Origin of the sequence: Kitasatospora sp. NPDC051914, assembly GCF_040680995.1 — a bacterium.
Classification (GTDB): domain Bacteria; phylum Actinomycetota; class Actinomycetes; order Streptomycetales; family Streptomycetaceae; genus Kitasatospora.
The window spans coordinates 1-13,111 of record NZ_JBFAXX010000003.1; the positions used below are offsets into that span (position 1 = coordinate 1).

13 protein-coding genes and 1 pseudogene are annotated in these 13,111 nt (G+C 74.8%); 7 read left to right on the plus strand and 7 right to left on the minus strand.

The annotated features are described in order from the left end of the window. Positions 1–73 precede the first annotated feature (73 nt). The 5 genes from AB0M03_RS03135 to AB0M03_RS03155 all read right to left on the minus strand — a co-directional run bounded on the left by AB0M03_RS03135 (position 74) and on the right by AB0M03_RS03155 (position 5,945). Positions 74–310, minus strand: coding sequence for a DUF6059 family protein (locus AB0M03_RS03135; RefSeq protein ID WP_363487786.1), 237 nt, complete (start codon positions 308–310; stop codon positions 74–76). 147 nt (positions 311–457) lie between these two features. Beyond that, on the minus strand, positions 458–2,071 hold the full coding sequence (locus tag AB0M03_RS03140) for an alpha-amylase family glycosyl hydrolase (protein WP_363487788.1): 1,614 nt from the start codon (positions 2,069–2,071) through the stop codon (positions 458–460). Between the two features lie 106 nt (positions 2,072–2,177). Beyond that, the gene (locus tag AB0M03_RS03145; RefSeq protein WP_363487790.1) at positions 2,178–2,816 is read right to left on the minus strand and encodes an MFS transporter; all 639 of its coding nucleotides are present in this window, start codon (positions 2,814–2,816) and stop codon (positions 2,178–2,180) included. Positions 2,817–2,952: 136 nt separating this feature from the next. Beyond that, on the minus strand, positions 2,953–3,675 hold the full coding sequence (locus AB0M03_RS03150) for a DUF2993 domain-containing protein (protein ID WP_363487792.1): 723 nt from the start codon (positions 3,673–3,675) through the stop codon (positions 2,953–2,955). After that, on the minus strand, positions 3,672–5,945 hold the full coding sequence (locus AB0M03_RS03155) for an MMPL family transporter (protein WP_363487794.1): 2,274 nt from the start codon (positions 5,943–5,945) through the stop codon (positions 3,672–3,674). Before AB0M03_RS03155 ends, AB0M03_RS03150 begins: the two co-directional genes overlap by 4 nt. Positions 5,946–6,074: 129 nt before the next feature. Here AB0M03_RS03155 and AB0M03_RS03160 point away from each other — a divergent pair, with 129 nt between their 5' ends. The 3 genes and pseudogenes from AB0M03_RS03160 (at position 6,075) to AB0M03_RS03170 (ending at position 9,405) form a co-directional block, all read left to right on the plus strand. Next, positions 6,075–6,833, plus strand: coding sequence for a TetR/AcrR family transcriptional regulator (locus AB0M03_RS03160; protein ID WP_363487796.1), 759 nt, complete (start codon positions 6,075–6,077; stop codon positions 6,831–6,833). A gap of 130 nt (positions 6,834–6,963) precedes the next feature. Continuing rightward, positions 6,964–7,743: pseudogene (locus tag AB0M03_RS03165) on the plus strand (serine/threonine-protein kinase); the annotation flags it as partial. Between the two features lie 366 nt (positions 7,744–8,109). Further along, on the plus strand, positions 8,110–9,405 hold the full coding sequence (locus AB0M03_RS03170) for a branched-chain amino acid ABC transporter substrate-binding protein (RefSeq protein WP_363488191.1): 1,296 nt from the start codon (positions 8,110–8,112) through the stop codon (positions 9,403–9,405). Here AB0M03_RS03170 and AB0M03_RS03175 read toward each other — a convergent pair. After that, on the minus strand, positions 9,393–10,445 hold the full coding sequence (locus tag AB0M03_RS03175; RefSeq protein WP_363487798.1) for a serine hydrolase domain-containing protein: 1,053 nt from the start codon (positions 10,443–10,445) through the stop codon (positions 9,393–9,395). The two genes, AB0M03_RS03170 and AB0M03_RS03175, sit on opposite strands and share 13 nt — an antisense overlap. Positions 10,446–10,604: 159 nt before the next feature. Here AB0M03_RS03175 and AB0M03_RS03180 point away from each other — a divergent pair, with 159 nt between their 5' ends. The 4 genes from AB0M03_RS03180 to AB0M03_RS03195 all read left to right on the plus strand — a co-directional run bounded on the left by AB0M03_RS03180 (position 10,605) and on the right by AB0M03_RS03195 (position 12,348). Continuing rightward, positions 10,605–11,120, plus strand: coding sequence for a dual specificity protein phosphatase family protein (locus tag AB0M03_RS03180; protein ID WP_363487800.1), 516 nt, complete (start codon positions 10,605–10,607; stop codon positions 11,118–11,120). 224 nt (positions 11,121–11,344) lie between these two features. After that, positions 11,345–11,611, plus strand: a complete 267-nt coding sequence (locus AB0M03_RS03185) for a DUF6400 family protein (RefSeq protein ID WP_363487802.1) — start codon at positions 11,345–11,347, stop codon at positions 11,609–11,611. After that, positions 11,598–11,903 (plus strand): hypothetical protein, encoded by a 306-nt coding sequence (locus AB0M03_RS03190; protein WP_363487804.1) that lies wholly within the window; start codon positions 11,598–11,600, stop codon positions 11,901–11,903. Before AB0M03_RS03185 ends, AB0M03_RS03190 begins: the two co-directional genes overlap by 14 nt. A 43-nt stretch (positions 11,904–11,946) precedes the next feature. Continuing rightward, entirely contained in the window at positions 11,947–12,348 is a 402-nt protein-coding gene (locus AB0M03_RS03195; protein WP_363487806.1) for a PPOX class F420-dependent oxidoreductase, read from the plus strand. A 26-nt stretch (positions 12,349–12,374) separates the two neighbouring features. Here the strand turns inward: AB0M03_RS03195 and AB0M03_RS03200 are convergent, their stop codons facing one another. Beyond that, positions 12,375–13,058 (minus strand): response regulator, encoded by a 684-nt coding sequence (locus tag AB0M03_RS03200; protein ID WP_363487808.1) that lies wholly within the window; start codon positions 13,056–13,058, stop codon positions 12,375–12,377. Positions 13,059–13,111 lie beyond the last annotated feature (53 nt).

Consider the following 13,111-nt stretch of genomic DNA (forward strand, 5'->3'; position numbering starts at 1 on the left):
GCCCCGACACGCGATCGCCGCGCCCCCGGATCCCTTCCGGAGGCGCGGCGATCGCGTGTCGGGGCCGCACGGCTCAGGGCTCGCGGGGCCACCCCTGCGGGAAGAGCTCCACCGCCAGTGCCCGCTCCAACGGGGTGAGTGCGAGGTCGGGGCGCAGCCGCTCCGGGTGCCGACCGGACGGTCCCCGCCCGGAGGCCGCGTCCGGGAGCAGCCCGCAGACCATGATCCCCCCGGACGCCATCAACCCCCGGGCCACGAACCTCAGCAGGCGTCCGGGCCACCGCCTGCGCTGCGCGGAACTCTGCTCCACCGGTACCTCCCGAGGCTCGACCGTCGCGGTGTGCAGGCCCGATCCTCCGACCGCCCCCTCGCGGCCGCCTCGAAGCACGATCGCGGCGCCCCGGGAGCCACCCGGACGGGCGAGGGAGGCTCGCACCCGGACCCGTCGGCCTCGGCCTCACTCCTCCGCGCGGAGCTCGAAGACCCCGTACGAGAAGCCCTCGGCGACGACCCGGGAGCCGGTCACCGTCACCCGGTCGACCTCCAGCCGGCGCGGGCCGGCCGGGCGGAGGGCGGGGCCCAGGTCGGCCTCGGCCGGTTCGCGGCGCGGGTTGACCACCACCAGGTGGGTGCCGCCGCGCAGGTAGACGAACGGGTAGCCGCTGTGCAGGACTTCGACCCCCGAGCCGCTCCCGAGGGCCGGGTGCGCGCGGCGCAACGCGATCAGGCGGCGGACGCGGTGCAGCAGGGAGTCGGGGTCGGCGAGGGCGGCGGCGACGGTCGGCCGGTCCCCGGCCGGGTCGACCGGCAGGTAGAGGCGGTCGGCGGGGGCGGTGGAGAACCCGGCGTTGGGGCCGTCGTCCCACTGCATGGGGGTGCGGGAGCCCTGCCGCACCTGCCCGTCGTCGAGCTGGGCACCCTCCTTGTCGGGGGTGCCGGGCACGTACCGCATGCCGATCTCGTCGCCGTAGTAGATGGTCGGCAGGGTGGGCCAGGTGAGCTGGAAGGCGAAGGCGGGGGCGGTCATGTCGCGGGTGCGGGTGCCGCAGGCCAGCCGGGAGAAGTCGTGGTTGGCGGTGGGCAGGGCGACGTGCCCGGAGCCGGCGACGGAGACCGCCGCGGTCTGCCAGGCGGCCAGGAAGGGTTCCATGCTGCCGCCGCCCTCGGGGGCGAAGAAGCACGGGTCGGTGCCCCAGTCCGCGCGGTGGCTGCCCTGGGCGTTGCCCCACAGCGAGCGGAGGGCGTCGCCGACGAAGTGCAGGAAGAAGTCGGCGTGGAAGCCGGCCGGGACGGAGACCGCCGGGTCGCCCCATTCGGCGATGAGGGCGCAGTCCGGGTAGGTCGAGTCGATCCACTCGCGCATCTCGGTCCAGAGCTTGCCGGTCTCGGCCAGCCCCGGGTCGTCCTTGACGAGCGAGAAGGCCATGTCGACGCGGAAGCCGGCGATGCCGCGGTCGAACCAGTACGCCATGATCTCGCGCAGCGCGGCCCGGTTGGCCTGCGGGCCGGGGGCGTCGACGCCCTGCCGCCACGGCTCGTCGGGGTGGGGGCGGGCGTAACCGAAGTTGAGTGCGGGCTGCACGGGATAGAAGTTGGCCAGGTAGTAGCCCTCGCGGGTGCCCGGTGCGGGGATCCAGTGCGAGACGGGGGTGCCGATCCGGTCCGACCAGATGTACCGGTCGTCGTCGGGGTCGGCCGCAGAGGCCTTGAACCACGGGTGCAGGTGGGAGGTGTGCCCGGCGACGAGGTCGAGCATCACGCGGATGCCGCGGCGGCGGGCCTCCGCGACGAGGCGGACCAGGTCCTCGTTGGTGCCGTAGCGGGGCGCGACCGTGAGGTAGTCGGCGACGTCGTAACCGGCGTCGCCGAACGGCGAAGTGAAGCAGGGGCTGAACCAGACGACGTCCACGCCGAGCCGTTCGAGGTGGCCCAGGTGCTCGAGGACGCCGGGGAAGTCGCCGATGCCGTCGGAGTCGGAGTCGGCGAAGGTCTGCGGGTAGATCTGGTAGATCACCGCGTCGGCCAGCCAGGCAGGGGTCCGGCGGGCGGGCGGCGGAAGCTGCGGGGTCATCGGAGGCGGTTCTCCTTCGGCGCGGCGAAAGGCGAAAGGGGCCTGGACGGCATGCTGCCAGGTGCCTACCCCGCGGGGCCGCCGGCCAAGGCAGACGGGCGTTTCGTCAGCCGACGAGGTCGCTCAGGCTGACGTAGCGGACGATCCGGCCGTCGGACGCCTGCACGCCCACGCACCGGTCGCGCCGGTCGAACAGCCAGCCGTTGGCACGGCAGGTCTCGTGCGGGAGGTTCAGGCGGCGGACGATCCCGTCCCGGGAGAGGCCGGCCGTACTGCCGATCACCTGGGTGCGGAAGCAGTTGCCGGAGCCGCAGCCCGCGTCCTGCGAGATCACGGTGAGACCGTCCGGCAGTGGCGGGAGGGCGCTCGCCGGCGGCAAGGAGGCGCCGTTGTTCACCAGGGCGTACAGCAGGCCGCCGGAGAGGGCGAGGACCACCTGGACGGCCAGCAGGCCGGCGGTGCCGCGGCGGCGGTGCGACCACTCCTCCGGACCGGGGCCCTCCTGGGCGCGTTCGACGGCGAGGCCGACGGCGATCAGGGCGGCGGCGGCGAGGGCGAAGAGGAAGTGGGCGTCGGGCCGCGGCACCTCGACCAGGCCGTGCTGGGCCGCCACCAGGAGACCGGCGGCGGCCAGCAGGGCGACGGCGACTGCGGGGCCGGCCTGTCGGGTGCGGGCGATGCGGCACCAGGCGAAGAGGGGTGCGGCGGCGTAGAGCAGGCCCAGCACGGACCAGGCGACCCACATCAGGGGAACCCCCGATGACGGACGACGGCAGTACGGGCGGGGACGCCCGGCCGCCCCGGCCCGGTTCCCCGGGAGGCCCGGTTCCCCGGGAGGGGGTGTCTCCCGGGGTGCCCGACTTCGTCGGCGGGCGGCTGCGTCAGGTGAGGGTGACGCGGCCGGCGCGGGCGTGCACGGTCAGGCCGTTGCCGTCCACGGTGACTGCGTCCGCGGCGAGGCCGGCGGGCAGGTCGGGCAGCGGCCGGTCGCGGTCTCGGAAGACGGCGGCGAACCGGCTGTCGGCCGGGTCGAGCCGGCGGCCGGCCAGGGTGGCGGAGACCGGGCGGATGCCCACCGTGCCGTCGGCGAGCCGGACTTCGGCGGTGACGTCGAGCGGCAGGCCGAGGACGGTGCGGGTGAGGCGGAGCCGTCCGTGGTCGGCGGCCACCGAGGTCTCCTGCCCGACCGCGGAGGCCAGGGCGTCGAACGGGACGGTGAAACGGGCGTCCGCCTCCGCCGCCGTGTAGCGGCCGGACCGCTCGGTGACGTCCCGCAGGTCGACGGCGGCCTCGACCGGCAGCCCGGAGGCGGCGACGGCGTCCGCCCGGATCTGCACGGCGGGGAAGCTGCCGCGGGCCGCGTCCACCAGGAACGGGAACCCGCCGAGCGTCACCTGCGGTGTGCCGGTGACGGCGGGCTGCCGTGCGGCGAGGCGGTGTGCCAGCCGGTCCTCGGCCGCGCCGGCGGCCACCCGGTCGGCGCCGAGGGCCGCGGCGGCCAGACCGGCCAGGGCCGCGGCCGCCCACCGGCGACGGCGGGTGCGGCCCGGAGCAGCGGGAGCGATCGGGCGCGGCCTGCGGGCGGTGCCCGCCGCGGGCCTCACTGGGCACCTGCCGCGGTCGGGAGGGCGGTGTCCCGGGCACCGTCGCCGGTGCTCCCGGCGTCGGCGTGCTCGTCCTCGGCGTGCTCGTCCTCGGCGTGCTCGTCCGAGGCGTGGGTGTCGGCGTGCTCGTCGCCCTCGATGTCGATGTGCGGGAGCAGGGCGTCCAGCCGCCGCGGGAGCCACCAGTTGCCGCGGCCGAGCAGGACCATGGTGGACGGCACCAGGATGCCCCGTACGACGGTGGCGTCCAGGGCGACCGCGGTGGCCAGGCCGATGCCGAACATCTTGACCACCGGGTCGTCGGAGAGCAGGTAGCTGAGGAAGACGCTGACCATGATCAGGGCCGCCGAGGTGATGATCCGGCCTGTGCTGCCGAGGCCTTCGACGACCGCGCGGCGGTTGTCGCCGTGCCGGAGGTGGGCGGAGCGGACGGCGCTGAGCAGGAACACCTCGTAGTCCATGGACAGGCCGAACAGCACGGCGAACATCAGCAGCGGGACGTAGCCGGGGATCGGCACCGGTCCTTCGAGGCCGATCAGCCGGGCGCCGTGGCCGTCCTGGAAGACCGCGGTCAGCACGCCGTACGCGGCGCCGACGGAGACCAGGTTCATCACGGCGGCCTTGAGCGCGACGATCGGTGCGCGGAAGGCGAGCAGCAGGAGCAGCCCGGCGACGACGAGGACGAAGCCGACGACCAGTGGCATCCGGCCGGAGAGCCGGTCGTTGAGGTCTGCCTGGGCCGCCGGGGCGCCGCCGACGTGGACGGTGTGGCCGGCGCCCGCCACGGCGGGCAGGGTCTCGGCGCGCAGCCGGTGGACGAGGTCGGCGGTGGCCCGGTCGGCGGGGGCGGTGGCGGGGGTGACCTGCCAGCGGACGGTGTGCCGGTCGGCGCCGATCTGCGGCTGCCCCGCCGCGGCGACGCCGGGGGCGGCCTGCAGGGCGCGGGTGACGGCGGTGATGCGCTCGTCGGTGGGGCCGGTCACCGCCTCGGCGAGGGTGTCGGTGACCAGCAGGGTGCCGTTGACGCCGGGCCCGAAGGCGTCGGCGAGCCGGTCGTACGCGGTGCGGCTCGCGGTGCCGGAGGCGTTGGAGCCGGCGTCGAGCTGACCGAACGACAGGTGGGCGGCGGGCACTGCGAGGGCGCCGGTCAGGACGGTCGCGGCGAGCAGGAAGCGCCAGGGGCGGGCCGCCACCCGTGCGGCGATCCGGCCCCAGCCGCGCGGGCCGGCCGCCCCGGCCTCGCCGCCGCGGCGGGCGGGCTTCGGCGCCAGGCGGGGCGCGAGCAGCACGAGCACGGCCGGCAGCAGGGTGAGGTTGACGGCGACGGCGACCAGGACGGCGATGCCCGGGGCGAGCGCCAGCGCGTACAGCAGCGGGAGCCCGCCGAGGGCGAGTCCGGCGAGGGCGGCGACGACGGCGCTGCCGGCGAAGGCCACGGCCTTGCCGGAGCCGGCCGTGGTGCGGACGGCCGCCTCCACGCGGTCGGTGCCGGTGGCGAGCAGTTCGCGGAAGCGGGTGAGACCGAAGAGGGTGTAGTCGATGCCGACGCCGAGGCCGATCATCGCGGCGATGGTCTCCCCGGAGGAGGGCATGTCGACGAGGTGGCCGACCAGGGCGATGGCGGACAGCGCGATGCCGAGGCCGAGGCCGCCGGCCACCAGCGGTAGCCCGGCGGCGACCAGGCCGCCGAGGGCGACGGTGAGGACGAGGAAGGCCGCGGCGAGGCCGATCGCCTCGCTGTGCCCGGTGGAGCCCTTGTCCACGGCGGCGGCGAGGTGGCCGCCCGGGGTGACCTCGATGCCGGCCGCGGTGGCGGGTGCGGCGGCCCCGGTGATCCGGTGGGTGATCTCCGGGGTGATGTCGCGTCCGGTGACGTCGAGTTCGACGGAGAGCTGCCCGGTGTGCCCGTCGGCGCTGATCGTCCCGGCGCCGGCCGTGTCGTACGGGGTGGTGACGGCCACGACGTGGTCGACCCCGGCGATGGCGCGGGCGGCGGCGCGTACGGCGTCGGCCTTCGCCGGGTCGGTGAGCGGGGCCGCGCTCGCCGCGGTGTGCAGGACGAGCGGCTGGCGGCCGGAGGCCGATCCGGGGAAGGCCGCGTCGGAGACGTCCCGGGCCGCCTGGCTGTCGCTGCCCGGGATGGACACGGCGTCGGTGGTGACCCGGCCCGCGGCTGCGACCGCGAGCAGGGCCGCGGCCAGGAGCAGCAGCCACGCGGCCACCACCCGCTTCGGTCTCCGGGCGCACCAGCGCCCCACGGTGGCGAACATCGGCGCACCGGCCTTTCCGTACGGGACGGGGCGCCTCGGGCCCCCGCCAAACTCTTTGCACTCCTCGTGCAATCAATACGTTTGCACTGGCGGTGCAATAATGTCAACGAGGCAGGAGGAGGCCCCGGCATGCCGCAGAACCCCACCCCCGCAGACACCCCGGCGAACACCCCGGCGGACACCCCCGCGGGCGCCGCCGCAGGCACGCCCGCGCGGAAGGCCGCACCGGCCGCGGACGGCCGCACCGCGCGGGGGCGCCAGACCCGCGAGAAGATCGCCGACGCCATGCTGTCGCTGCTGGACGAGGGCCAGACCCACTTCCCGGCCGAACGCGTGGCCGAACGGGCCGGCGTGTCACGGCGCCTGGTGTTCCATCACTTCGCGGACATGGCCGAACTGACGGACATCGCGGTCGGCCGGCGGATGGACCAGCTGTACGCACGGATCAGGCCGCTGCCCACCGAGGGCCCGCGGGAGGCCCGGGTGGCCGCCCTGACCGAGCAGCGCGCCCGCATCCTGGAGTGGCTCACCCCGACCAGGCTCGCCGTCATGCGCCTGGAGAACCCGTCGGACCGGGTCCTGGAGGCCGTCCGGCTGATGCTGGACTTCGGCCGCGTCCGGCTCGCCAAGATCTTCGCCGACGAGCTCGACCGCCTGCCCGAGCAGCGCCGAACGGACCTGCTCAACGCCCTCGACGCGGTGACCACCTGGAGCGCCTGGCACCACTGGCGCAGCAGCGGCCTCGACCAGGAGGCGGCCCGGCGCACCATGGGGACGGCCGTGCACGCCCTGCTCGCCGCCACCGACCACGCGGACGCCGACCGCCAGAACGCCGATCGCGAGGACCGGCGTGCCGCTCAGGACCCGGTGGACGGGACCCCGGAATGACCTGCCGTCAGGCCCGTTCCGGCCCTCCCACCAGGGCGTAAGGGCGGTCCGTGTACGTTCGGGCGCAGGTCGATCACAGCCCGCGCAATCCCCGTCCGCGACCGCCACGGGTCCCCCTAGAGTATGGCGCGTGACCCAGGACAATCCGGAGATCATCGCCGGCCGCTACCAGCTCGTCGAGCGGATCGGGCAGGGCGGAATGGGCCGCGTCTGGCGCGGCACCGACCAGCACCTGTTCGGCCGCGAGGTCGCCGTGAAGGAGATCCTCTTCCCGCCGGGGCTGGAGGACAACGAGCGCAGCATGCTGCTCAGGCGGTTCACCAGCGAGGCCCGGGCCGCGGTCATCCTCAACCACCCCGGCATCATCACCATCCACGACGTGGTGGAGCACAACGGCGCCCCGGTGATCGTCATGGAGTTCGTCCGCGGGCAGTCGCTCGCCGCCGCGATCCGCGAGCAGGGCCGGCTGCCGGTCCGCCGGGTCGCCGAGATCGGCATCACGATGCTCGGCGCCCTGTCCGAGGCGCACCGGGCGGGGATCGTCCACCGCGACATCAAGCCGGACAACGTGCTGCTGACGAAGGACCGGGTGGTCATCACCGACTTCGGCATCGCCCACCTCGCCGACGCCACCACCAAGCTCAGCCACAGCGGCACGATCATCGGCACGCCCCAATACATGTCGCCGGAGCAGCTCGAGGGCAAGCGGCCCACCGCCGCCAACGACCTCTGGGCACTCGGTGCGACGCTCTACCACGCTGTCGAGGGCCGGCCGCCGTTCGAGGCCGAGGGCCTGCACGCCCTGGCCGTCGCCATCTTCACCCAGCCGCACCGGCCGACGTCCGCGGCGGGCCCGCTCGCCCCCGTCCTGGAGGCGCTGCTCACCAAGGACCCGGATCGACGGGCCACCGCCGAGCAGGCCGGGGCACTGCTGGCCGCCGCGCTGCGGAACGCCGACGCCGATCCCGCGCCGGGAGTTCCGGCCGGCACGCCCTCCCCCACGCCGGCGCCGCCCGCCTCGCCGGCGCCGACGCCGACCGCCCTGGACGCCGGGGCCGACCCCGAGGTGTACGAGCTGCCGCAGCCGCAGACACCTGCGGAGCGGGCCCAGGTGCCGCAGCCGGCGGACCTTCCCACGGAGGCTCCTCCGGCCCCCGTCCCGGCCCCGCCGGACCTGCCGCCGACCGACCGGATGTGGGGCGGTGTGCTGCCGGGCGGTGCGGCCGGGCCGGACGGCGGCACGCCGGTGCCCGCCGGGGGCGGGCGGCACGAGGATGTGACGGCCGTTCCGGACGGCCGCCCGCCCGCCCGGCAGGGCGCCGCGCGACGGGCCACCGTCCTGGCGGTGGCCCTGGCCACCCTCGCAGTCGGCGGCATCCTGACCTGGACCCTCACCCGCGACACCGGCAAGGGCGGTGGCACCGGCGGCTCCGCCGGCAACGACTCGGCGTCCACCACCACCGTGGTGATCGGCCTGGACGCGCCGCTCACCGGCGACCTCGCCTCCCTCGGACTCGGCATCAAGAACTCCGCCGACCTGGCGGTGAAGACCGCCAACCGGACCCAAGCGGTGCCCGGCGTCACCTTCGAGCTGCAGGCACTGGACGATCAGGCGAAGCCCGCGGTCGGTCAGGAGAACGCCTCCCGGTTCGTCTCGGACGCCAAGGTGCTCGGCGTGGTCGGGCCGCTCAACTCCAGCGTCGCCCAGGCCATGCTGCCCGAGCTCACCACGGCCCGACTGGTCGACGTCTCCCCCTCCAACACCAACCCGGCGCTCAGCCAGGGCGACGACTGGGCGAAGGGCACCAAGTCCCGCCCCTACCCGTCGTACTTCCGCGTCGCCACGACGGACGCGATCCAGGGCCCCTTCGCCGCCCGGTACCTCCACCTGGAGGCGAAGAAGTCCAAGCTCTTCGTCATCGACGACCAGAAGACGTACGGCGCGGGCCTGGCCGCCGGCTTCAAGAGCGAGTTCACCCGGATCGGCGGCACCGTCGTCGGCGCGGAGCACATCAACCCGGGCGAGCACGACTTCGCCACCCTCGCCGCGAAGGTCCGCAGCAGCGGCGCCGACGCCGTCTACTACGGCGGCGAGTACCCGGAGGCCGCACCGCTCTCCCAGGCGCTCAAGCAGGCCGGTGCGAACATCCCGCTGATGGGCGGCGACGGCATCTTCGACACCTCGTACCCGGCCTCCAACCCCAGCGCCGAGGGCGACCTGGCCACCTCCATCGGCGCCCCGGCGGCCGAACTCCCCGGCGGGCAGAAGTTCCTCGCCGACTACGGGGCGGCCGGCTACGCCGAGGATTCGGGGATCTACGGCGGCTACGGCTACGACGCGGCGTGGGCCGTCGTCGAGGCGGTCAAGGCCGTGGTCGCCGCCAACGGAGGCACGCTCCCCTCGGACGCCCGCGGCAAGGTCGCGGACGCCATGGAGGACGTGGCCTTCGACGGCGTCAGCGGCCGGGTCGCCTTCGACGAGTACGGCGACACCACCAACCGGCAGCTCACCGTCTACGCCGTCCGGAGCGGCCAGTGGAGCACCGTCAAGACCGGCACCTACGCGCCCTGACCCGGCTTCCGGCCGGACTGCAGGCGGCGCAGCAGGTCGGCGGCGGGCGGGTCGACGTCCCGGGAGGTGTTGCCGAGGACGCCGACCGCGACGCCGGTCTCCGGGTCGAACCCGGCGAAGGAGGCGAAGCCGCCGGTGCGGCCGTTGTGCCAGACCTGGAGGTGGCCGCCGTGCCGCGGGTGCAGCCGGTGGGCCATCCAGCCCAGGTGCACCCGGGAGAACGGGCTGGTGCGGTGCTCGGGCCGGCGGGTGAGGGCGATCGCCTCGGCCACACCGTCCGGTGCCGCGCCCAGCTGGGCCTGCAGGAAGGCGGCGAGGTCGGCCGCGGTCGAGCGCAGCGCACCGGCGCCGGCGAGCGCGGCGAGGTTCCACGGCGCGGCCGGCCGGCGGCGCGGGTCGTGGCCCTGGGCGAGGCGCCGGGCCCGCTCGGCGTCCACCGTCACCACGGTGTCGGCGAGGCCGAGCGGTGCGCAGACCTCCTGCCGGACCAGCTGCTCGTAGTCGGTGCCGGCCCGGTGCGCGAGGGCGAGGCCGAGCAGCCCGGCGCCCAGGTTGGAGTACCGGAAGGTGCGGCCCGGCTCGGACTTGAGCTTCGTACGGGCCAGCCCGCCGAGCAGCGCCCCGGCGGTGCAGCGGGCGTACGGGTCGACGGAGTGCGGGCGCAGCAGCGCCTTCAGTGCCATGCCCTTCGGCAGCCGCGGCAGGCCGGAGGTGTGCATGGCCAGGTGCTGCAGGGTGATCCGGCTGCCGCCGCGCCCGGGCACGGTGCTGCCCGCGGGCAGCACGTCGGCGAGCGGTTCGTCGAGCGCGGCCCTGCCGTCGACCGCGGCCCTCGCCAGCGCCAGCGAGGTGAACACCTTGGTCACCGACCCGACCTCGAACAGCGTGTCCGCCCCGGGCCGGCCCCCGGCCGCCCCACCGGCCCGCCCGCTGCCGCGGATCTCCACCACGCCGTCCGCGATCCCGACGACCACCACCCCGACCTGCCCCTCCGCCAGCCGATCGGCGGTCTGCCGGACGAGTTCCCCGAGCTCTCCCATGCCCCAGACCCTATGCCGCCGACTCCCCCCGCCCCGTCCCCCCGCATGAGGAGCACCCACCCCCCGCTCCTCCGCCAGACGTACACCCGCGGGACTACACCCGGTGACGGCCCGTCTGCGGCAGACTTGCCCCTTGGTGGTGAGCGGGGAGGGACGGGCATGAGGACGCGGCAGAGAGGTTCCGGCGGCGACGCCCCGCGGACGCCGTGGGACGAGATCGCCCCGGGCCTGTGGATGGGCGGACACGTCCGGTCCGACGCGGCGGGAGGCCTGCGGCCGGTGGTCGTGGACCGCGAGTTCGACCTGGTGGTCAGCCTGGCCTCCCGCCCGGGCCACGGCCCCCACCGGGCGGTCGAACACCTGCTGGCGGAGATCCCCGACGGGCCACTGAGCGCCGAGGAGATCGAACGCGTCCAGTCGGCGGCCCGCACCGCCGCCTGCGCGGTACGGGACGGGCGCACCGTGCTGGTCCGCTGCCACCACGGTCTCAACCGGTCCGGCCTGGTCGTGGCCCAGGCCCTGATCGAGTCGGCGGGCCTCGACGCCCGGTCGGCCGTCGCGCTCGTCCGCGAACGCCGCTCACCCCGGGCCCTGAACAACGAGACCTTTGTGCACTACCTCACCACCGGCCTCGACGTGGCCAGCCTGCTGACCGGTCTCGAAAGCCCCTGCTGACCGCCTCGGGCAGGTGGAGGGTGCAGCCGCGCACGCGCTGAGAATCCCTCATTCCACGCTTCTCCCAATGCTTCTGACGGGGCGCTGCGAAACACTGCAGCACTCGCGGCGGTTCGTCTACGGATCCCCCGCGGATCGTCCGGCGATCACGGTGTCCCGGCAGGTGGGACGGGTTGTGCGCAGCACCTTGACAGGGAAGAAAGGGTTACCTAAGTTCTGCTGCCATGTCCCTGCACCGCACCGATGACGCCGACCTTTCCGCCGGGGTGGCGTCCTTCGTTTTCGATGTCACCGCCGACGAGATCCGGCGGCGATCCCTGGCGGCCGCCTCGCTCGGGCCCAACCGGGACATCGCCGAGGAGGAGCGCCGCGAGGCCGAGGCGTACGCCCTGCTGTACTCCGGTCTGGACGCCGAGCAGCAGCGGCTCTACGACGACCTCGTCACGGCGGGCGTGCTGCCGATGGAGGAGCGGGCCGATGCTGCCCATTGACCCGCAGGCCGACATCGGTCGCCGTGCGTGGATCGCCTGCCCCAACTGCGACGACGCCCGCGACTGCGTGCCCTGCGGGGAGCGCCGCTCCTGCTCCGTGCACTGGCGCTACCTGATCTCCAACACGGGGAGCCTGCTGCACCTGCAGTGCCCGGGCTGCACCCACGTGTGGGACCACGAGAGCGGCTTCGGCGCGACCCGATCCGCCCTCGGCCACGTCCCGCCGCAGCGCCGCGACGAGCCGGCCGCCGAGCCCGCCGCGGGCACCGCACCGGAGCAGGACACCCCGTAGGTGCTTGATCACGGCAAGCGCGGCAGGCTCTAGACTGCGCGGCATGAACGCCATGCCGCAGGACAAGCTCGAACGCCTCGTCCGCCTCGCCTCCGGGAGCTACCTGCTGGTCACCACCTACAAGAAGGACGGCACGGCGGTGCCGACCCCGGTGTGGGTGGTGCGGGACGGCGACGCCCTCGGCATCTGGACGGTCTCCGACTCCTGGAAGGTCCGCCGCATCCGCAACCGTGCGGACGTGCTGGTCGGCCCGTGCGACGTCCGTGGCAACCCGACCGGCGAGCAGGTCCCCGGCACCGCCGAGATCCTCGGGCCGGAGAAGACGGCCGCCTACCGCACCCTGCTGCGCCAGAAGTACGGCCTGCTCGGCGTGCTCACCCTGCTCGGCAGCCGCGTCCGCCGCGGCGAGCGCGGCACCCTCGGCATCCGGATCACCCTGACCTGACCCGACCGGACGGCAGGGCAGGCAGGTCACGGCTCGAAGCGGTACCCCATGCCCGGCTCGGTGACGAAGTGCCGGGGGCGGGACGGGTCGTCCTCGAGTTTGCGGCGCAGCTGCGCCATGTAGACCCGCAGGTAGTTGGTCTCGGTGCGGTAGGCGGGCCCCCACACCTCCTGGAGCAACTGCTTCTGGCCGACCAGCCGGCCGGCGTTGCGGACGAGCACCTCCAGCAGGTGCCATTCGGTCGGGGTGAGGCGGACGTCGGCGCCACCGCGGTTCACCTTCTTGGCGGCGAGGTCGACGGTGAAGGAGCCGGTGGTCAGCACGGCCTCGGTGCCGCCCGCCGGTATCGGTTCGGCGCGGCGGACGGCGGCCCGCAGCCGGGCCAGGAACTCGTCCATGCCGAAGGGCTTGGTGACGTAGTCGTCGGCACCCGCGTCGAGGGCCTCGACCTTCTCGTCGGAGGCCTGCCGGGCGGAGAGCACGATGATCGGGACGCGGGTCCAGCCGCGCAGGCCGCGGATCACCTCGGTGCCGTCCATGTCGGGCAGGCCGAGGTCGAGGACGACCACGTCCGGCGGCCTGGCGGCGGCCGCGGCGAGGGCGGCGGCGCCGTCGTGGGCGGCGTCGACCTCGTACTTCCGTGCCTTGAGGTTGATCACCAGGGCGCGGACGAGCTGGGGTTCGTCGTCCACCACGAGGACCCGGGTCATGGATGTGCGCCGCCTTTCTGCGGTTGCCGGGGAGGGGGTTGCCGGGGAGGGGG

Bases quoted from the DNA above. Each gene is read 5' to 3' on its own strand.
- AB0M03_RS03190 (WP_363487804.1), top strand. From the start codon at position 11,598: ATGCTGCCCATTGACCCGCAGGCCGACATCGGTCGCCGTGCGTGGATC.
- AB0M03_RS03195 (WP_363487806.1), top strand. From the start codon at position 11,947: ATGAACGCCATGCCGCAGGACAAGCTCGAACGCCTCGTCCGCCTCGCC.
- AB0M03_RS03160 (WP_363487796.1), top strand. From the start codon at position 6,075: ATGCCGCAGAACCCCACCCCCGCAGACACCCCGGCGAACACCCCGGCG.
- AB0M03_RS03200 (WP_363487808.1), bottom strand. From the start codon at position 13,058: ATGACCCGGGTCCTCGTGGTGGACGACGAACCCCAGCTCGTCCGCGCC.
- AB0M03_RS03140 (WP_363487788.1), bottom strand. From the start codon at position 2,071: ATGACCCCGCAGCTTCCGCCGCCCGCCCGCCGGACCCCTGCCTGGCTG.
- AB0M03_RS03175 (WP_363487798.1), bottom strand. From the start codon at position 10,445: ATGGGAGAGCTCGGGGAACTCGTCCGGCAGACCGCCGATCGGCTGGCG.
- AB0M03_RS03145 (WP_363487790.1), bottom strand. From the start codon at position 2,816: ATGTGGGTCGCCTGGTCCGTGCTGGGCCTGCTCTACGCCGCCGCACCC.
- AB0M03_RS03180 (WP_363487800.1), top strand. From the start codon at position 10,605: ATGAGGACGCGGCAGAGAGGTTCCGGCGGCGACGCCCCGCGGACGCCG.
- AB0M03_RS03185 (WP_363487802.1), top strand. From the start codon at position 11,345: ATGTCCCTGCACCGCACCGATGACGCCGACCTTTCCGCCGGGGTGGCG.
- AB0M03_RS03155 (WP_363487794.1), bottom strand. From the start codon at position 5,945: ATGTTCGCCACCGTGGGGCGCTGGTGCGCCCGGAGACCGAAGCGGGTG.